Origin of the sequence: Nonomuraea sp. NPDC050540, assembly GCF_044457485.1 — a bacterium.
Taxonomy (GTDB): Bacteria; Actinomycetota; Actinomycetes; order Streptosporangiales; family Streptosporangiaceae; genus Nonomuraea.
The window spans coordinates 1-16140 of the sequence record NZ_JBITHA010000033.1 but is presented as its reverse complement, the minus strand read 5'-3'; the positions used below and the strand labels follow the sequence as shown (position 1 = coordinate 16140).

The window sequence follows — 16140 nt, the reverse complement described above, 5'->3', positions numbered from 1 at the left end:
GAATGATGCTGATCAGGCCGATGCTGGCGGTCAGCGGGGAGCTGCCCGTCGCCGCGCAGGAAGCGGCCTGGGCCGCCGAGTTCAAGTGGGACGGGGTACGCGCCGTCGCCTACCTGCTCGACGGTGAGGTACGCCTGCTCTCGCGCAACGACCGCGAGGTGACCGGCGCCTATCCGGAGCTCCGCGCGGACCTGGCCGGTGAGCGGAGCATGGTGCTCGACGGCGAGGTCGTCGCGCTCGACTCGTCGGGAGCGCCGGACTTCGGGCGGCTCCAGTCGCGCATGCACGTCCGGTCGCCGAGCCGGTCGCTGCTGGCCACGGTGCCGGTCATGTACCACGCGTTCGACGTGCTGCACCTGGACGGGCGTTCGACGTTGCGGCTGCCGTACGAGCGGCGGCGGGCGCTGCTGGAGGAGCTCGCCCTGGATCGGGGACGGGTGCGGGTGCCGCCGTCGTTTCCCGGCAGCGCCCGCGTGGTCATGGGCGTGGCCCGCGAGCACGGTCTGGAGGGCATCGTGTGCAAGCGGCTCGACTCGCCCTACCTGCCGGGACGGCGCAGCGAGCTGTGGATCAAGGTCAAGAACACGCTGATGCTGGACGTGCTGGTCGGGGGCTGGAAGCCGGGTGAGGGCCGCCGGTCGGGGATGATCGGGTCATTGCTGGTGGGGGTGCCCTCGGCCGGCGGCCTGCGGTACGTGGGTCACGTGGGCACCGGCTTCACCGAGCACATGCTGCGCGACCTCGCGGCCCGCATGGCGCCGCTGGCCCGCCCGGCCTCGCCGTTCGCGGGGGTGGCCCCCGAGCCGGCCCACTGGGTGGAGCCCCAGCTGGCCGGCGAGGTGGAGTACGCCGGCTGGACCAGGGACGGCGTCCTGCGCCACCCCACGTGGCGCGGTCTCACAGAGTGATCGCGTCGGCCGCGCGCCGCACGCTCTCGTCCGGGGCGGGCCCGGCCGGGTTCTCCTTGGCCAGCGCCTGGTTGAGCGCGACGAACTCGCGCATCCGCTCCTGGTAGCGCCCGAACCCGCCGCCCGCTGCCATCTCCTCGGCCAGCACGTACGCGCCGACCATGGCCAGGCTCGTCCCCTGCCCCGACTTCACCGAGGCGCAGTAGGCGGCGTCCCCCACGAGCGCGACCCTGCCCTTGTGCCATGTGGGCAGGTGGACCTGCGCCATCGCGTCGAAGTAGAAGTCGCCGGCCGCCCACATCGCCTCCAGCAGCTTGGGCGCGACCCAGCGCAGGTCCGCGCAGGCCGCCGCGACCAGCCGCTTCTGCCGCTCGGTGTCGCGGTGGTCGTAGGCGATCGGCCCCGACTCGAAGCCCATGTTCACCACCAGCTCGCCGTTGCCCCTGGCCGGGTACAGGCCGAACCCGGCCGCCCCCTCGCGGTGCCACACCTGCCAGCGGTCGAGGTCGAGGAAGTTCTCGGCGCGGAACAGGCCGAGGTACATGCCGAGATGCTCCACGAACTGCTCCTCCTCGCCGAACAGGAGCCCGCGGGTGTTGGAGTGCAGGCCGTCCGCGCCGACCACCCAGTCGAAGGTGCGCGGCGCGTTCTTCTCGAATCTCACGTGTACGGCGGAGCCGTCGTCGCCGAGCGAGGCGATCGAGTCGCCCCACAGGATCTCCACGCCCTCGACGGCGCCCAGGAGCAGCCCCATCAGGTCCTCTCGCATGATCTCGACGTCCGGGCTGTCCAGGCGGCCGCCGCTGAAGGTCGACTCCTCCGAGCGCATGACCTCGTCGCCGTTCCCGTCCACGACGGACATGCCGAGCATCTCGGTCTTGAGCGCCTTGGCCGCCTCCAGGACGCCCATGCGTTCGGCGACGGTCAGCGCCGCGCCGCGGATGTCGATGGCCTGCCCGCCGCCGCGCGGCGCCGGGGCCCGCTCGACGAGGGTGACCCGGGCCCCGCGCTCGCGCAGCCAGTAGGCCAGGATCGTGCCGCCGATGCTCGCGCCGGAGACGAGGACGTTCACGATGGTGCTCCCATTCAGTAGTTGACGCTGTACGCAAGCTGAATGTACACAGTACGCACAGCTCATGCAACAGGCGTTTCTGCTAACTTCTGTACTAGAACAGGAGGCCCCATGACCCCGCCCTACATTCGGATCGTGGCCGACATCAAGCGGCGCGTCGCAGAAGGCGAGCTGAAGCCGGGTGACAAGGTCCCGTCCACTCGCGGCCTGGCCCGTGACTGGAACGTCGCGCTGGCCACGGCGGCCAAGGCGCTGACCCTTCTGGCCCAGGAGGGCGTGATCACGTCCGAGCCCCGCGTCGGCAGCACCGTCGCCGGCGCCGGCCCCGCCCGGGACCGCCCGCCCACCCCCTCCGACCTCACCCGCGAGCGGATCGTGAGGATCGCCATCGAGATCGCCGACGCCGAGGGCCTGGCCGCCCTGTCCATGCGCGGCATCGCCGCCAAGACCGGCGCCGCCACCATGTCCCTCTACCGCCACGTGGGCGGCAAGGAGGACCTGGTGCGGCTGATGGCCGACGCCGCCTATGGCGAGTTCGACTACCCTGAGCCGCTGCCCGAGGGCTGGCGGGCCCGCTTCGAGCTGTCGGCGCGCGGCCTGTGGTCCCTGTACCGCCGCCATCCCTGGCTGCCGCACGTCACCGCGCTGACCCGGCCGCTGATCCTGCCCCACCTGATGCGGCACGCCGAATACGCCCTGGCCTCCCTGGACGGCTACGGGCTCGACGCCCTGACCAGGCAGAACATCCATGTGCTCATCTACAACTACGTGCAGGGCGTGGCCGTACACCTGGAGCGGGAAGCCCAGCAGGACGCGGCGACCGGCATGGGCGACGACGAGTGGATGGACGCGCAGGGGCCCGGCCTGGAGGAGTTGCGGGCCTCCGGCGCCTACCCGCACTTCGCCGCCGTCGTCGCCGGGCTGGGCGACGACTACGACCTCGACCTGGACGCCTTCTTCGAGTTCGGCCTGACCCCGCTCCTGAACGGCCTGGCGACCCTCATCGAACCCTCGACATAACGACTTTCGTTATTTACGATAATCGTTATGCGATGGATCGCCAGACTCGAGATCACGTTCAGCTTCGGCTTCGTCCTGGGCTGCCTGGGCGCCTTGGCGGTGCTGGTCCAGGCGGCCGTCATGGCGTTCGGCGGCACGGCCGGCGGCATCGGGGTCAACCTCAACGTCCCCGGCACCCTGCCCGCCGGCATGCTGGCCGAGGGGGCAGCCTACGTGGGCTCCGGCGCCGAGGTCACGGTGCGGCACGTGGGCCCCTCGCCCGCGGTCGCCGGCCACCTGCGCACGCTCGGCTGGGTCCTCATCGCCGGATCGATCGCCACCGCGTTCCTCGGCTGGCTGGCCAAGACGCTACTGTCGTCCACGTTGCTCGCCGAGAGCTTCATGTTCCAGCCGCTTCCCGGCGGCGGCCTGATCGGTGTCGTGGCCGGTGCGGCGGCCCTGGGCATCGCGGAGATCGTCCGCCGGGGCCTGGCCCTGCTCCAAGAGGTCGAGGCCACCATCTGACATGCCGATCCGCATCCGACTCGACGAGGTGCTCAAAGAGCGCGAGATGACGCTCACCGAGCTGTCGCACCGCGTGGAGATCACCGTCGTCAACCTGTCGATACTCAAGAACGGCCACGCCAAGGCCATCAGGTTCTCCACGCTGGTCCGCCTGTGCGCGGCGCTGGAGTGCCAGCCGGGCGACCTGCTGTCCTACGTCCCGGAGGCGTGAGGTCAGTCGGAGATCGCGATGCGCAGGCGGCGGAAGCCCTTGCCCTTGCTCTCGATCTTGGTGACCTTGATCCGGCCGATCTGGGCGGTGGAGCCCACGTGGGTGCCGCCGTCGGCCTGGGTGTCGAGGCCCACGATGTCCACGATGCGTACCTCCTCGACCTCTTCCGGGACGAGGTTGGTGGCGGTGCGGATGATGTCGGGGATGTCGAACGCCTCCTTGCGCGGCAGCACCCGGATGTCGATGCGCCGGTCGGCGGAGACCTCGGCGTTGCAGGCGTCCTCGACCGCCTCCTTGAAGCCCGGCGGGACCTCGGGGAGGTTGAAGTCCATGCGCGCGGTGAACGGCTCCATGTTCCCGCCCGTGACCAGCGAGCCGTAGTCGCGGAAGACCACCCCGCACAGCACGTGCAGCCCCGAGTGCGTGCGCATCAGCGCGGAACGCCGTTCGTCGGCCACCGCGGCGCGCACCACCGTGCCCACCGGGGGCACCGGATCGCCCTCGGCCGGGATCAGGTGAAGATCGTCGCCTTTGCGCACCCCGGCGATCCGGGTTTCCACGCCCAGCCAGAGCAGAACTCCGTGATCCGCCGGCTGACCGCCGCCGCCTGGATAGAATGCCGACCTGCTCAACACGATCCCGTCGGGCGTCGAGTCCAGCACGACAGCCTCGAATTCGCGCAGGTTCTGGTCGGACAGCTCGAGACGCTCAGTGCGCCCGTAGAGGTCGGAGCTCATGTCCGGCAGCTTAGAGCCCATGAGGTGGTCATGCGCGGCCTGATGCATCGACAGTTGATCGCACCGGCCGCCCTGATGATGGCGTTTTGTTCCGGATGTGGCAGTGCGGCGGGTGAGACCGCGGGCCCGGACCCGACCCCGGTTCAGCAGAAGTCCGCGCCGGTGCTCATGTTCGTCGGCGACAGCTTCACCGTCGGCTCCGGCCCCGTCCCCACCTGGAGCTCCTACGCCACCGAGACCGCCCGCCTGCTCGGCTGGCAGCCCGTGATCGCCGGCGCGGGCGGCACCGGCTACATCAACAAGGGCCGCGTCGGCCGCAGCTTCCAGGACTCCTTCGACGCCGAGCTCTCCTGGCGCCCCGCCCCCGACCTGCTCGTCATCTCCGGCGGCCACAACGACCGCCGCTGGCCCACCCTGGGTGTACGGCGGGCCGCCGCCACACTCCTCTGGACCGCGCGCGCACGCTGGCCGGAGACCCGCGTCGTCATGGTCGGCCCGATCTGGCTGGCCGACGCCCCGCCCAAGGCCTACGCCGTGCGCGACGCCCTGGCCGAGGTCGCCGCCCGCGAGGGCGTCATGTTCCTGGACCCGCTGAAGCAACGCTGGGTCACCGGCCGCCGCTCAGAGGTCCTGCTCCCTGACGGCGTGCACCCCACCTTCGCCGGCCACGCCCGCCTGGCCCGGTGGCTGTCGGCGGCGCTGGGACCGGCGGTGGTTCACCAGGGGCCGTAGGGGCCGTTGTTGCCGCCCCTGCCGCCCATGCCCTTCACGGCGGGCTTGACGTCCACGATGTACACCGTGGCCGCGATCACCGCGAGGATCGAGAAGATGCCCAGGCCGATGCCGATGAACGCGGCCCCGCCGACCACCATGAAGGCGTTGAAGTAGGACCAGGCCCCGGCTGCCGAGAACAGGGTCGCCAGGCCGAGGATCAGCAGCCACAGGTTCTTCTGCAGCTTGCCGGCCGAGACGAAGGCGTTCGGCGTCACCCGCACCGCGTGGATCAGCGCATAGACCGACATGCCGAAGATGCCCGTGGCCAGCACCAGGAAAAGAAGGTTGAGAACGCCGTTGATCATGCTCATGTTGGCTCCGCCCCAGGCTGCGTTGTCGGGCCCAGCCTAGTGCGCAACTCGGGCACGCGGGCAACGAAAGAGCCCGCCCCGGAACGGGACGGGCTCATCGCGCCGCACGCTCAGGCCTTGGCCTTGGGGGTACGGGTGGTCTTCTTGGCGGGAGTGACGGGGGCGGCGGCAGCCGGCTCGGCGGCCTCGGAGACCTCCTCCAGCTCCAGCGCGGCCTCGCCGCTGACCTTGCTGACGACCTTGCGGCCGCGGCTGGCGAACTCCTCGTAGACCTCGGTGGCCTTGTGGCCGAGCTCACCGGCGTAGGCGCGGGCCTTCTCCGGAAAGTCCTTGGCGAAGCCCTCGGCCTTGCCGGAGAGCTCACGGGCCCGCTCGGGCAGGTCCTTGGCGATCTCGGTGCGGCGGGCCTGCAGCTTCTGCAACTGCTCGGGCAGCTCACGCAGCTTCTCCACCGCGTAGTCTCCGGCGCCGGCGACCGCGTAGAACGGCTTGGACTCGGTCAGCTTCTTGACCTCGGTTGCAAGCGTCATGGGTTAACCTTCCTTGGTTTCCTGGGTGACGGTTCCGTTGCCGGGGTTCGCCGCGAAGGGCTCCAGGGCGGCGAGAAAATCCTCGGGCAGCGGTTCGTCGTCCGATTCCGGGTCACGCTGGGGATGGGCATTCTGGGAGGTCTGCTCGTCCCCGGCGTGGTTCTCCTTGCGAAACGACTCATAGATATCGATGAGCACCTGGCGTTGCCGCCCGGTGATGTGCGTGTCGGCCCGGATCGCCGCTTCGACGTCGCTCGGCGGCTCTTTGTCCTCGATGAGGCCCGCCTGCACGTAGAGCGCCTGCGCCGAGATGTGGAGACCCTTGGCGATCTGGTTGAGGATCTCCGCGCTCGGCTTGCGCAGCCCGCGCTCGATCTGGCTGAGGTAGGGGTTGGAGACCCCCGCCGCGGCGGCAAGCTGGCGCAGCGAGATTCTCGCCTGCTGCCGCTGCTCGCGGATGTACTCGCCGATCGAGCCGACCTTGGGTAGTGCCATGCGTGTAGTCTGCCCCAAAGTGCTTGCTATTGCAAACGCGGGGCTAGCAGATGCAAGCACTCAGAGCGGGATCACCCAGAGGCTGGCGGCGGAGACCAGCAGTGCGGCCGACAGGCCGAGGTAGCCGTAGCGGAAGTGGGGCTTCAGCTCGGGATCGGGCTTGACCAGGCGGTTCACGCGGGCCATGACGTTGGCGGCGGTCACGCTGCCCAGCATGCCGTGCGGGGTGGGCATGGCGCCGGCCGTACCGAAGCGCAGGAGGGCGGTGGCGAGACGGCGGGGGGAGCAGTAGCGGCGGGCACGGTCGTCGGCGGCCATCTCCACCAGCAGCTCGACCTGGGCCTGAGCGTCGCGCACGACCTTCGACCAGGGCAGCACGCGGCGCAGCGCGCCGAACGGCAGCAGCACCAGGTCGTGGCGCTCGCGTACGTGCGCGGCCTCGTGGGCGAGCACGGCGGTCAGCTCGTCGTCGGACAGCAGTTCCATCGCGCCCGCGCTGATCACGACCTGCGAGCGCAGGCCGGGCACGCAATAGGCGGCGGCGCCGGGGTGGTCGAGCACGCGCACGCCCGGCACGAACGGGTCGTCGCGCGCGATGAGCGCCAGCAGCGTGCGGTGACGGCGGCGGGCGCGCAGGGCCTGCGCGGCCGCGGTCAGTGTCACGGCCACGAGTACGGCCAGCGCGGTCAGCCCCGCGACCAGCGCGAACAGATGCGGCCCGTCCCAAGGCTCCACCGGCTCGCGGCCCTGGGCGACGGCGATCAGCCCGTGCAGGAGCCCGCGGTCATAGGGCTGGACGGCGTACGCCAGCATCGAGCCCGTGGTCGCCAGCCCCCAGGCCAGCCCGAGCGCCTGCCACAGGACGATGGCCACGCGGGGCGCGCGGTAGGTCCAGCGCGCGGAGGTGAAACGCCAAGCGCCGAGCGCGCACGCGGTCGCGAGCGCAGCCAGCGCGGCGGCGGTGATCACTCGTCCTCCAGCTCCGTAAGGGCCTTGCGCAGGATCTCCGCCTCGGAGGCGGGGACCGCCTGAGCGAAGCGGGTCAGGGCGGCCGAACGGTCGCCCGTCATTTCCAGAGCCTCCAGCATAAGCTCGGCGATGTACGTGTCGCGGCTTTCCGCCGGTTCGTAACGCCACGCGCGCCCGTCGCGGATGCGCTCAAGGAAGCCCTTGCGGGTAAGACGGTCGAGAACGGTCATGACCGTGGTGGGGGCGAGATCGCGTTCGGCGATGAGCCGGCCGACCTCGCGGGCTGTCAGCGGGCTGCTCTGCGCCCAGAGGATGTCCATGATGCTGCGCTCTAGCTCGCCAAGACCCTTCACACGCTCCAGCGTAGTACTACAGGTTGTCGAGCAGCCATTCGGGAGGCCGGTGAGATGGACATCACTCTGGTACAGGGAGATGTCACCACGCAGGAGGTCGACGCCGTGGTGAACGCCGCGAACTCCTCGCTCCTGGGCGGCGGCGGAGTGGACGGCGCCATCCATCGGCGGGGTGGTCCCGAGATCCTGGAGGAGTGCCGGCGGCTGCGCGCCTCCCACTACGGGGGCGGGCTGCCCACCGGCCAGGCCGTCGCCACGACCGCGGGACGGCTGCCGGCCCGCTGGGTCATCCACACGGTCGGGCCCGTGTACGCGCCGGGGGAGGACCGCTCGGCGCTGCTGGCCTCGTGCCACCGCGAGTCGCTTCGGGTGGCCGACGAGCTCGGCGCGCGTACGGTCGCGTTCCCGGCGATCTCCACGGGCATCTTCGGCTGGCCGATGGCCGACGCCGCGAGGATCGCCCTGGAAACCGTCTCGGCTGCGGAGACGTCGGTGGTGGAGGTGCGGTTCGTGCTCTTCGACGCCGCCGCTTACACCACCTTCAACGACTTGATTATGAAATTTGCCAGGAAATCGTGACATCTCACGACTTGTCGAGTGAGGAGGGGCTGGGGAAGATCAGCCAGTGGCGGACCAGGGGATGGTCAGCTCCCCCAGCCGCCACCTGGTCCGTCCGCCCAGAGGCGCATGCTGGGGGACGGGCCAGGTGGCACCCAGCGTCTCCACCGCCGCCAGCCAGCGCTGACGCAGGCCGTGCGCGCCGAACGGGGCGCTGACCGCCCAGGCGTGGTCCCAGTCCTTGAGCAAGGCGTGAATGCGCTCACCGGGCACGTTGCGGTGGATGAGCGTCTTGGGCAGCCGGTCGGCCAGGTCGGAGGGCCGCTCGAAGGCGTCGAACCTGGCCGAGAACGTCAGCGTCCGCGGGCCGTTCCTGTCCAGGCCCACCCAGACCGCCCGGTGCCCGACCTCCGAACAGGTGCCCTCCACCAGCATGCCGCCGGTCGCGAGCTTGGCGCACAGCTCCTGCCAGTAGTGCCACGCGTCGGCCTCGCCGTACTGGCGAAGGACGTTGAAGGCGCGCACCACGTCCGGCGGGCGCGGGACCGGCAGCTCGAAGCCGCCCAGCCGGAAGGACAACCCCTCGCGCTCGTACGGCCTCGCCAGCGCCACCCGCGCCGGATCGATCTCGATGCCGATCACCTCGACGTCGGGGCGGATCCTGCGCAACCGGGTGAACAGCTCCAGCGTCGTCGTGTGCGAGGCCCCATAGCCGAGATCGACCACCAGCGGGCGGGCGGCGGCGCGCAGGACGTTGCCGTGCACGGCGGCCAGCCAGCGATCGGCCCTGCGCAGCCGGTTGAACCCGGTCGTCCCTCTGGTGATCTCCCCGACCGGCCTACGCACTTACGCGGTGCACCTTGTGCTGGGCCGCCTGGGCGCGGGGGCGGATGACGAGGCGGTCGACGTTCACGTGCGCGGGACGGGTGACGCACCAGGCGATGGCGTCGGCCACGTCGTCGGAGGAAAGAGGGTCGGGCACACCGGCGTACACGCGGGCGGCGGCCTCCGAGTCGCCCCGGAACCTGGTCACCGCGAACCCCTCCGACCGCACCATCCCCGGCGCGATCTCGACGACGCGCACCGGGCTGCCGACCAGTTCCAGGCGGAGGGTCTCGACCATGGCCGTCTGGGCGTGCTTGGCCGCGCAGTAGCCGCCGCCGCCCTCGTAGGAGACCAGCCCGGCGGTGGACGTCAGCATGACCAGCACCCCGTCACCGGACTCGACCAGCTTCGGCAGGATCGCCTGCGTCACCCGGAGCGAGCCGAGGACGTTGGTGTCGTACATGTTCTGCCAGTCCTCCAGCCGAGCCTCGGCCACGCTCTCCGTTCCGAGCGCGCCGCCCGCGTTGTTGACCAGCACGTCGCAGCGCTCCAGCCCGGCCACGAAGGCGTCCACGGAAGGGCCGGAGGTGACATCCAGCTCCAGCGCCCGGATGCCGGGGACCTCGGCGGCCAGCTTCTCCAGCCGGTCGAGCCGCCTGGCGCCCGCCACGACCTCGTACCCCTCCGCGGCCAGCCGCCGCGCGGTCGCCGCCCCGATGCCGCTGCTCGCACCGGTCACCACTGCCGTCTTCGTCATGCCACCCATCCTTCCACGCACCCCCACCCCCCACCCGGCCCCAGAACTCCCACCCCTGCCCCGCCCCGCCTCCCTCCCGTGACCCGGTGCCCTCCGGACTCCGGGAGCCCAGGGACGGCACGGCGCGACCCCGAGAGCCGGCATCCCGCTCCGGCCCCTCCCTGAGAGGCGGCCCGGACGCGGGCTCCTCCGGATGCGGCAAGCGGCGTCCGCGCGGTGCCCCGGGAGCGGGTGGGGGTGTCCGCCGCCCGATGCGGCGTCGAGACCGATGGCGGCGCCCGACGGGTGGGGCCCACGGGTCGCACCCCGCACCCCGCACCCCGCACCTCGCACCCCGCGCCCCGGTGCCCGCGGGCCGTGGGCCGCGCTCCGCGGGCTGCGCTCCACACCTCACCTGCCACGCCTCACCTGCCACGGGGTGTGCCATGTCGCGGGGTGTGGGCTGCTTGGCATGTGGCTTCCCGAGGGTGGGGCCGGGCGTCGGGAGGCGGCGGGGTTCGGGTGGGTTTGGGGTGGGGGTTCTCAAGGGGGAGCAGGGGTGCCCCTGGGTTTGGCCTGGATGTGGTGTTGTCGGTGTTTGTCGGGAATGCGGCTTAGGTCCTCCTGGTTGTAGCCAGGTTGGAGGTGGTGACGTTGAGGCGTCGACGGGTCAACCGCGTGGCGACCATCAGCATGCACACATCCCCCCTGGACCAGCCGGGCACCGGTGACGCGGGTGGGATGAACGTCTACATCGTCGAATCCGCCAAACGACTGGCGGAGCTGGGCGTCGAGGTGGAGATCTTCACCCGGCAGACCGGCAGCGCCCTGCCTCCGGTGGCGGAGATCGCGCCGGGCGTCTCGGTCAGGCACGTGACGGCCGGGCCGTACGAGGAACTGGATCGCGCCGACATGCCCGGCCAGCTCTGCGCGTTCCTGTCGGGCGTGCTGCGGACCGAGGCCATGTACGACCCGGGCCGCTACGACGTCATCCACTCCCACTACTGGCTGTCCGGCCAGGTCGGCTGGCTGGCCAAGGAACGCTGGGGCGTGCCGCTCGTCCACACCATGCACACGATGGCCAAGGTCAAGAACCTCCTGCTCGCCGCCGGCGACCGCCCCGAGCCGCCCGCCCGCGTGCTGGGCGAGGAGCAGGTGGTGGAGGTCGCCGACCGCCTGGTCGCCAACACCTTCGACGAGGCGCGCGAGCTCAAGGACCTGTACGGCGCGCCCGACGACCGCGTGGCCGTCGTCAACCCGGGCGTCAACCTCACCGTCTTCCAGCCCGCCTCCCAGGGCGCCTCCCGGCGCAGGCTGGGGGTGCGGCAGGACGCGCACCTGCTGCTGTTCGTGGGCAGGATCCAGCCGCTCAAGGCCCCCGACGTGCTCCTGCGCGCCGCGGCCCGCATGTTGATCGAGGACCCGTCGCTGCGCGAGCGCCTCGTGGTGGCCTGCGTCGGCGGCCCGTCGGGCAACGGCCTGGCCCGCCCGGGCGTCCTCGTCGACCTGGCCGCCGAGCTGGGGATCGCCGACGTGGTCCGCCTCGTGCCGCCGGCTCCGCAGGAGGAGCTGGCCGACTGGTACCGCGCCGCCGACGTGACCGTGGTGCCCTCCTACAGCGAGTCGTTCGGCCTCGTCGCCCTGGAGTCCCAGGCTTGCGGCACCCCGGTGGCCGCGGCCTCGGTGGGCGGGTTGCGCACCGCCGTACGCGATGAGGTGTCCGGACTGCTCGTCGACGGGCACGACCCGCACGACTGGGCGCTGGCGCTGCGGCGCTTCGTGACCGCGCCACGCTGGCGCGACGGCCTCGCGTCCGGCGCGCGCGCCCACGCCGCCGCCTTCGGCTGGCAGTCCACCGCCTCGCGCCTCATGGAGGTGTACGCGGGCGCGATGGCCCACCTCCACCGGATGCCTGTAGCCGTCAACTCGTAGGGTGTGGGGGCGGGAGCGAACCCGACGCAGTGAGCGAAGCGGCCCGCGACCGGAGGGAGCGGTCCGCGTAGCGAATGAGGAGGGTGAGTGACCTGATGGACGCGCGCGAGGTTGTGGAGGCGGCGCTGAAGGCCGCCGAGTTGCCCTTCGAGGAGGAACGGCCGGGCGCGTTCGTGGTCACCCTGCCCGGCAAGCGCAAGCTCGCCACCGTCACCTGGTTCGTCGTCGGCGACCAGGCCATGCTGGTGGAGGCGTTCTTCTGCCGTCAGCCCGACGAGAACCACGCCGAGTTCTACCGCTTCCTGCTGTCGAAGAACGGCGGCATGTACGGCGTGCACTTCGCCCTGGACCCCGTGGGCGACGTCTACCTCGTCGGCCGGATCCCCCTCGACGCCGTCAGTGAGCCGGAGATCGACCGGCTGCTCGGCTGCGTCCTGACCTACTCCGACGACTGGTTCAACAAGGCACTCGAACTCGGCTTCGCCTCGACCATCAAGCGCGAGTGGGAGTGGCGGGTCAAGCGGGGCGAGTCGCTCAAGAACCTCCAGGCGTTCGCCCACTTCGCCGACCCCGGCTCCTAAGATTGTCGCCATGGCGACATTGGTACTGCTACGGCATGGCGAGAGCGATTGGAACGCTAAGGGGCTGTTCACCGGCTGGGTGGACGTGAGCCTTTCGGCCAAGGGCGAAGAGGAGGCCGGGCGCGGCGGACGCCTCCTGACCGAGGCCGGCGTGCTGCCGGACGTGGTCCACACGAGCCTGCTCGTCCGGGCCATCCAGACCGCGCAGCTCGCGCTGGGCGCGGCCGGGCTGGCGTGGCTGCCGGTCAAGCGTTCCTGGCGGCTGAACGAGCGCCACTACGGCGCGCTGCAGGGCAAGAACAAGGCGCAGACGCGCGAGGAGTTCGGCGAGGAGCAGTTCATGCTGTGGCGCCGCTCCTACGACACCCCGCCGCCGCCGATCGCCGACGACGACGAGTTCTCGCAGGCCGGCGACGCCCGCTACGCCCAGCTGCCGGACGAGCTGCGGCCGCGTACCGAGTGCCTGAAGGACGTGGTGGATCGCATGCTGCCGTACTGGTACGACGAGATCGTGCCGGACCTGGCGGCGGGCCGTACCGTGCTGGTGGCCGCGCACGGCAACTCGCTGCGCGCGCTCGTCAAGCACCTCGACGGCATCTCCGACGCCGACATCGCGGGGCTGAACATCCCGACCGGCATCCCTCTGGTGTACGACCTGGACGCCGACTACAGGCCGGTCAAGAGCACCTACCTCGACCCGGACGCGGCGAAGGCCGCCATCGAGGCCGTGGCCAACCAGGGCCGCTGAACCGTCCAAGGGGCTACCCGTCGAGCCGGGTAGCCCCGATATGGTTCCTAGCCGGGCCGGGAACCGGTGACGAGGTAGACGACGTCGCGGGCGACCCGTACCGAATGGTCGGCGTAGCGCTCGTAGTAGCGGCCGATCAGCGTTATGTCGATCGCGGGCTCCACGCCGTGCGCCCAGTCCTTGGACAGGATCTTGCGGAACAGCCGCCGGTGCAGCCGGTCCATCGCGTCGTCGTCCTGCTCGAGCTCCAGCGCCGACTCCACGTCGCGCGAGGCGACGGAGCTGCCGGCCTTGGTGATGAGGTTCTCCGCGATCTGGCCCATCTCCAGGATGGTCGCGCGCATCTCCGGCGGTACGGCAGAGTCCGGGTGGCGCAGGCGCGCGACCTTGGCCACGTGCCCGGCCAGGTCGCCCATGCGTTCCAGGTCGGTGCCCATGCGCAGTGCGGTGATCACCATGCGGAGGTCGACGGCGACGGGCTGCTGCCGTGCCATCAGCTCGAAGATGCTGGTCTCGATCTCCGCGAAGATCCTGTTCACCTCCTCGTCACGGGAGATGACGCTCTCGGCCAGCTGCAGGTCTGCGTCGAGGAGGGCGGTGGTGGCCCGCGAGATGGCGGACCGGACAAGCCTGGTCATTTCCACCAGTTTGTCCGTGAGGGAGTCGAGTTCTTCATGGTACGCGTCGCGCATGTCGTCACGGTACGTGTAGATCTGTGAACGAACCCCGACCGCAAGGTGAACTTTCCGGGAAAGGACCGTTCATCCGCAGGTAGAGGGTCTGTTACGTCTCCTGGGCCACCTACCATCGAAGACATGAGTGAGATGGCCCTGAGCTTCGCGGCCCTGGCCGGCTTCGTTGTGGGAGCCGTGGCCGTCCTCTTCTATCGCAACCAGATCGAGACGCGCGCCAGAGACGAGGACACCGAAGACACCGAGACCGGTGCCCTGCCACAGGGCGTCGCCTCGGTCCTCGCGGTGCTGCCCTCCTCCGCCGTCGTCCTCGACGCCCACGACCGGGTGCTGCGCGCCAGCTCGGCCGCCCGCGCGTTCGGGCTGGTCAAGGGCGACCGCCTGATGGCCGCCGAACTCCTCGCGCTCGCCCGCCAGGTCCGCCGCGACGGCGAGATCCGGGAGAGCGAGATCGACGTGGCCGGCCACAAGTTCGGCCAGGAGATCACCTGCTTCGCGGTACGCGTGGCGCCGCTGGGCTCTCACGGACAGGTGCTGGTGCTGGCCGAGGACCAGACGGAACGCCGGCGGGTCGAGGCGGTGCGCCGCGACTTCGTCGCCAACGTCAGTCACGAGCTCAAGACCCCCGTCGGCGCGCTCAGCCTGCTGGCCGAGACCATTCAGGACGCCGCCGACGACCCCGAGGCCGTCACCCGGTTCTCCGGCCGCATGCAGCACGAGGCGGCCCGGCTCACCTACCTCGTCCAGGACCTGATCACGCTCAGCAGGATCCAGGGCGCGGAACCCATCCCCACCCCCGGCCAGGTCGCCATCGACGAGGCCGTCAACGACGCCATCGACCACTGCAACACCAAGGCCGTCGCCAAGGACATCACCCTCGTCTCCGGCGGCACGGAAGGGCTGCGCATCTGGGGCGACGACGAACTTCTCGTCACCGCCCTGCGCAACCTCATCTCCAACGCCATCGCCTACAGCCCCGAGCACACCAGGGTCGTCGTCAGCGTCAGGCCGGCCGGCGACTCCGTCGAGATCAGCGTGAGCGACCAGGGCATCGGCATCCCCGAAGAGGCGCTGGAGCGCATCTTCGAGCGCTTCTTCCGCGTCGACGCCGCCCGCTCCCGCGCGACCGGCGGCACCGGCCTGGGCCTGGCCATCGTCAAGCACGTCGCCGTCGCCCACGCGGGCGAGGTGTCCGTGTGGAGCAAGGAAGGCTCCGGCTCGACGTTCACCCTCCGCCTGCCCGCGTTCGGCGGGACGGCGGTAGCCGTACCACCTTCGATTCCCCTGGAGGCAGTCCAATGACCCGAGTTCTCGTAGTGGAGGATGAGGAGTCGTTCTCCGACGCCCTTTCGTACATGCTCCGCAAGGAGGGCTTCGAGGTCTCCGTCGCCGCGACCGGCCCCGAAGCACTGGACACCTTCGACCGCAACGGCGCCGACCTGGTCCTGCTCGACCTGATGCTCCCCGGACTGCCCGGCACCGAGGTCTGCCGCTCGCTGCGCCAGCGCTCCAAGGTCCCGGTCATCATGCTGACCGCCAAGGACAGTGAGATCGACAAGGTGGTGGGGCTGGAGCTGGGCGCCGACGACTACGTCACCAAGCCCTTTTCCTCCCGTGAGCTGGTCGCCCGCATCCGGGCGGTTCTGCGCCGCCAGGGTGACGTCGTGGAGGAGCTGGAGAGCGCCGTCCTGGCCGTCGGCCCGGTCCGCATGGACGTCGACCGGCACGTGGTCGCGGTCCGCGGAGAGCAGGTCCAGTTGCCGCTGAAGGAGTTCGAGCTACTTGAGGTGCTGCTCCGCAACGCCGGCCGCGTCCTGACGCGTGGCCAGCTCATCGACCGGGTGTGGGGCGCCGACTACGTGGGTGACACCAAGACGCTCGACGTCCACGTGAAGCGGCTGCGCGCCAAGATCGAGGCCGATCCGTCCAACCCTCGCTGCATCCTCACGGTGCGCGGTCTCGGCTACAAGTTCGACGCCGTGGAGGAGTGACCGGCCTTCCCGCGCTCGCTTTCTCCGGTACGGCGGGCCGCCCGCCGTACCGGAGAAGAAGGCTTCTAAGGCGTGTTTCAAAAGGCCTTGAGGCTGGTCGCATGGAAGTGATCGACATACGACGAGGTCTCCGGTAAATGGTCCAACGACCAAGAAGCACCACATACCGGAGACCTCGTGGCCAGCGTAGCGG

Annotated in this window: 21 protein-coding genes; 11 read left to right on the top strand and 10 right to left on the bottom strand. The window is 70.6% G+C overall.

Annotated features, from left to right (window positions below):
• Positions 1-2 precede the first annotated feature (2 nt).
• On the top strand, positions 3-908 hold the full coding sequence (gene ligD / locus ACIBI5_RS52295; protein ID WP_397259003.1) for a non-homologous end-joining DNA ligase: 906 nt from the start codon (positions 3-5) through the stop codon (positions 906-908).
• On the opposite strand, the gene ACIBI5_RS52290 is transcribed toward ligD, so the two are convergent.
• Positions 898-1980: an FAD-dependent monooxygenase gene (locus ACIBI5_RS52290; protein WP_397259001.1), complete on the bottom strand. Its 1083-nt coding sequence runs from the start codon at positions 1978-1980 to the stop codon at positions 898-900. The genes ligD and ACIBI5_RS52290 overlap by 11 nt on opposite strands.
• 111 nt (positions 1981-2091) lie before the next feature.
• Here ACIBI5_RS52290 and ACIBI5_RS52285 point away from each other — a divergent pair, with 111 nt between their 5' ends.
• Genes ACIBI5_RS52285 through ACIBI5_RS52275 form a run of 3 tightly spaced genes read left to right on the top strand, consistent with a single transcriptional unit; the run spans position 2092 to position 3715 of the window.
• The gene (locus ACIBI5_RS52285; protein WP_397258999.1) at positions 2092-3000 is read left to right on the top strand and encodes a TetR/AcrR family transcriptional regulator C-terminal domain-containing protein; all 909 of its coding nucleotides are present in this window, start codon (positions 2092-2094) and stop codon (positions 2998-3000) included.
• Positions 3001-3027: 27 nt separating this feature from the next.
• Complete coding sequence (locus tag ACIBI5_RS52280) at positions 3028-3504, top strand: hypothetical protein (protein WP_397258997.1); 477 nt, start codon at positions 3028-3030, stop codon at positions 3502-3504.
• A gap of 1 nt (position 3505) precedes the next feature.
• Positions 3506-3715, top strand: a complete 210-nt coding sequence (locus ACIBI5_RS52275) for a helix-turn-helix domain-containing protein (protein ID WP_397258995.1) — start codon at positions 3506-3508, stop codon at positions 3713-3715.
• Positions 3716-3717: 2 nt separating this feature from the next.
• Here the strand turns inward: ACIBI5_RS52275 and ACIBI5_RS52270 are convergent, their stop codons facing one another.
• Positions 3718-4452, bottom strand: coding sequence for an alanyl-tRNA editing protein (locus tag ACIBI5_RS52270; protein ID WP_397258993.1), 735 nt, complete (start codon positions 4450-4452; stop codon positions 3718-3720).
• A gap of 42 nt (positions 4453-4494) precedes the next feature.
• Here ACIBI5_RS52270 and ACIBI5_RS52265 point away from each other — a divergent pair, with 42 nt between their 5' ends.
• Entirely contained in the window at positions 4495-5184 is a 690-nt protein-coding gene (locus tag ACIBI5_RS52265) for an SGNH/GDSL hydrolase family protein (RefSeq protein ID WP_397258991.1), read from the top strand.
• Here ACIBI5_RS52265 and ACIBI5_RS52260 read toward each other — a convergent pair.
• The 5 genes from ACIBI5_RS52260 to ACIBI5_RS52240 form a co-directional block, all read right to left on the bottom strand.
• Entirely contained in the window at positions 5169-5537 is a 369-nt protein-coding gene (locus ACIBI5_RS52260; RefSeq protein ID WP_397093272.1) for a DUF2516 family protein, read from the bottom strand. The genes ACIBI5_RS52265 and ACIBI5_RS52260 overlap by 16 nt on opposite strands.
• A 110-nt stretch (positions 5538-5647) precedes the next feature.
• Entirely contained in the window at positions 5648-6067 is a 420-nt protein-coding gene (locus ACIBI5_RS52255; protein WP_397258989.1) for a hypothetical protein, read from the bottom strand.
• A gap of 3 nt (positions 6068-6070) precedes the next feature.
• On the bottom strand, positions 6071-6562 hold the full coding sequence (locus ACIBI5_RS52250; RefSeq protein WP_397258987.1) for a helix-turn-helix domain-containing protein: 492 nt from the start codon (positions 6560-6562) through the stop codon (positions 6071-6073).
• A 60-nt stretch (positions 6563-6622) separates the two neighbouring features.
• Positions 6623-7531: a M56 family metallopeptidase gene (locus tag ACIBI5_RS52245; RefSeq protein ID WP_397258985.1), complete on the bottom strand. Its 909-nt coding sequence runs from the start codon at positions 7529-7531 to the stop codon at positions 6623-6625.
• Entirely contained in the window at positions 7528-7884 is a 357-nt protein-coding gene (locus ACIBI5_RS52240; protein ID WP_379622693.1) for a BlaI/MecI/CopY family transcriptional regulator, read from the bottom strand. Before ACIBI5_RS52240 ends, ACIBI5_RS52245 begins: the two co-directional genes overlap by 4 nt.
• 54 nt (positions 7885-7938) lie before the next feature.
• On the opposite strand from ACIBI5_RS52240, the gene ACIBI5_RS52235 reads away from it, so the two are divergent.
• On the top strand, positions 7939-8463 hold the full coding sequence (locus ACIBI5_RS52235; protein WP_397258983.1) for an O-acetyl-ADP-ribose deacetylase: 525 nt from the start codon (positions 7939-7941) through the stop codon (positions 8461-8463).
• A 39-nt stretch (positions 8464-8502) separates the two neighbouring features.
• Here ACIBI5_RS52235 and ACIBI5_RS52230 read toward each other — a convergent pair whose 3' ends face one another.
• Together ACIBI5_RS52230 and ACIBI5_RS52225 are read right to left on the bottom strand one after the other, a co-directional pair.
• On the bottom strand, positions 8503-9288 hold the full coding sequence (locus ACIBI5_RS52230) for a class I SAM-dependent methyltransferase (protein ID WP_397258981.1): 786 nt from the start codon (positions 9286-9288) through the stop codon (positions 8503-8505).
• Complete coding sequence (locus tag ACIBI5_RS52225; protein WP_397258980.1) at positions 9281-10024, bottom strand: SDR family NAD(P)-dependent oxidoreductase; 744 nt, start codon at positions 10022-10024, stop codon at positions 9281-9283. Before ACIBI5_RS52225 ends, ACIBI5_RS52230 begins: the two co-directional genes overlap by 8 nt.
• Positions 10025-10651: 627 nt before the next feature.
• Here ACIBI5_RS52225 and mshA point away from each other — a divergent pair.
• The 3 genes from mshA (at position 10652) to ACIBI5_RS52210 (ending at position 13264) form a co-directional block, all read left to right on the top strand.
• Positions 10652-11935, top strand: a complete 1284-nt coding sequence (mshA, locus tag ACIBI5_RS52220) for a D-inositol-3-phosphate glycosyltransferase (RefSeq protein WP_397258978.1) — start codon at positions 10652-10654, stop codon at positions 11933-11935.
• A 95-nt stretch (positions 11936-12030) separates the two neighbouring features.
• Positions 12031-12516: a YbjN domain-containing protein gene (locus tag ACIBI5_RS52215; RefSeq protein ID WP_397259099.1), complete on the top strand. Its 486-nt coding sequence runs from the start codon at positions 12031-12033 to the stop codon at positions 12514-12516.
• Positions 12517-12526: 10 nt separating this feature from the next.
• Positions 12527-13264 (top strand): phosphoglyceromutase, encoded by a 738-nt coding sequence (locus ACIBI5_RS52210; protein WP_379622680.1) that lies wholly within the window; start codon positions 12527-12529, stop codon positions 13262-13264.
• Between the two features lie 47 nt (positions 13265-13311).
• On the opposite strand, the gene phoU is transcribed toward ACIBI5_RS52210, so the two are convergent.
• Positions 13312-13956 carry a phosphate signaling complex protein PhoU gene (gene phoU / locus ACIBI5_RS52205; RefSeq protein WP_397258977.1) on the bottom strand — a complete coding sequence of 215 codons (645 nt, stop codon included), beginning with the start codon at positions 13954-13956 and terminating at the stop codon, positions 13312-13314.
• Between the two features lie 123 nt (positions 13957-14079).
• On the opposite strand from phoU, the gene ACIBI5_RS52200 reads away from it, so the two are divergent.
• A complete protein-coding gene (locus tag ACIBI5_RS52200) occupies positions 14080-15258 on the top strand; it encodes a sensor histidine kinase (protein ID WP_397258975.1) in 1179 nt (392 codons plus the stop codon).
• A complete protein-coding gene (locus tag ACIBI5_RS52195) occupies positions 15255-15947 on the top strand; it encodes a response regulator transcription factor (protein WP_184958198.1) in 693 nt (230 codons plus the stop codon). The genes ACIBI5_RS52200 and ACIBI5_RS52195 overlap by 4 nt, the downstream gene beginning before the upstream one ends.
• Positions 15948-16140 lie beyond the last annotated feature (193 nt).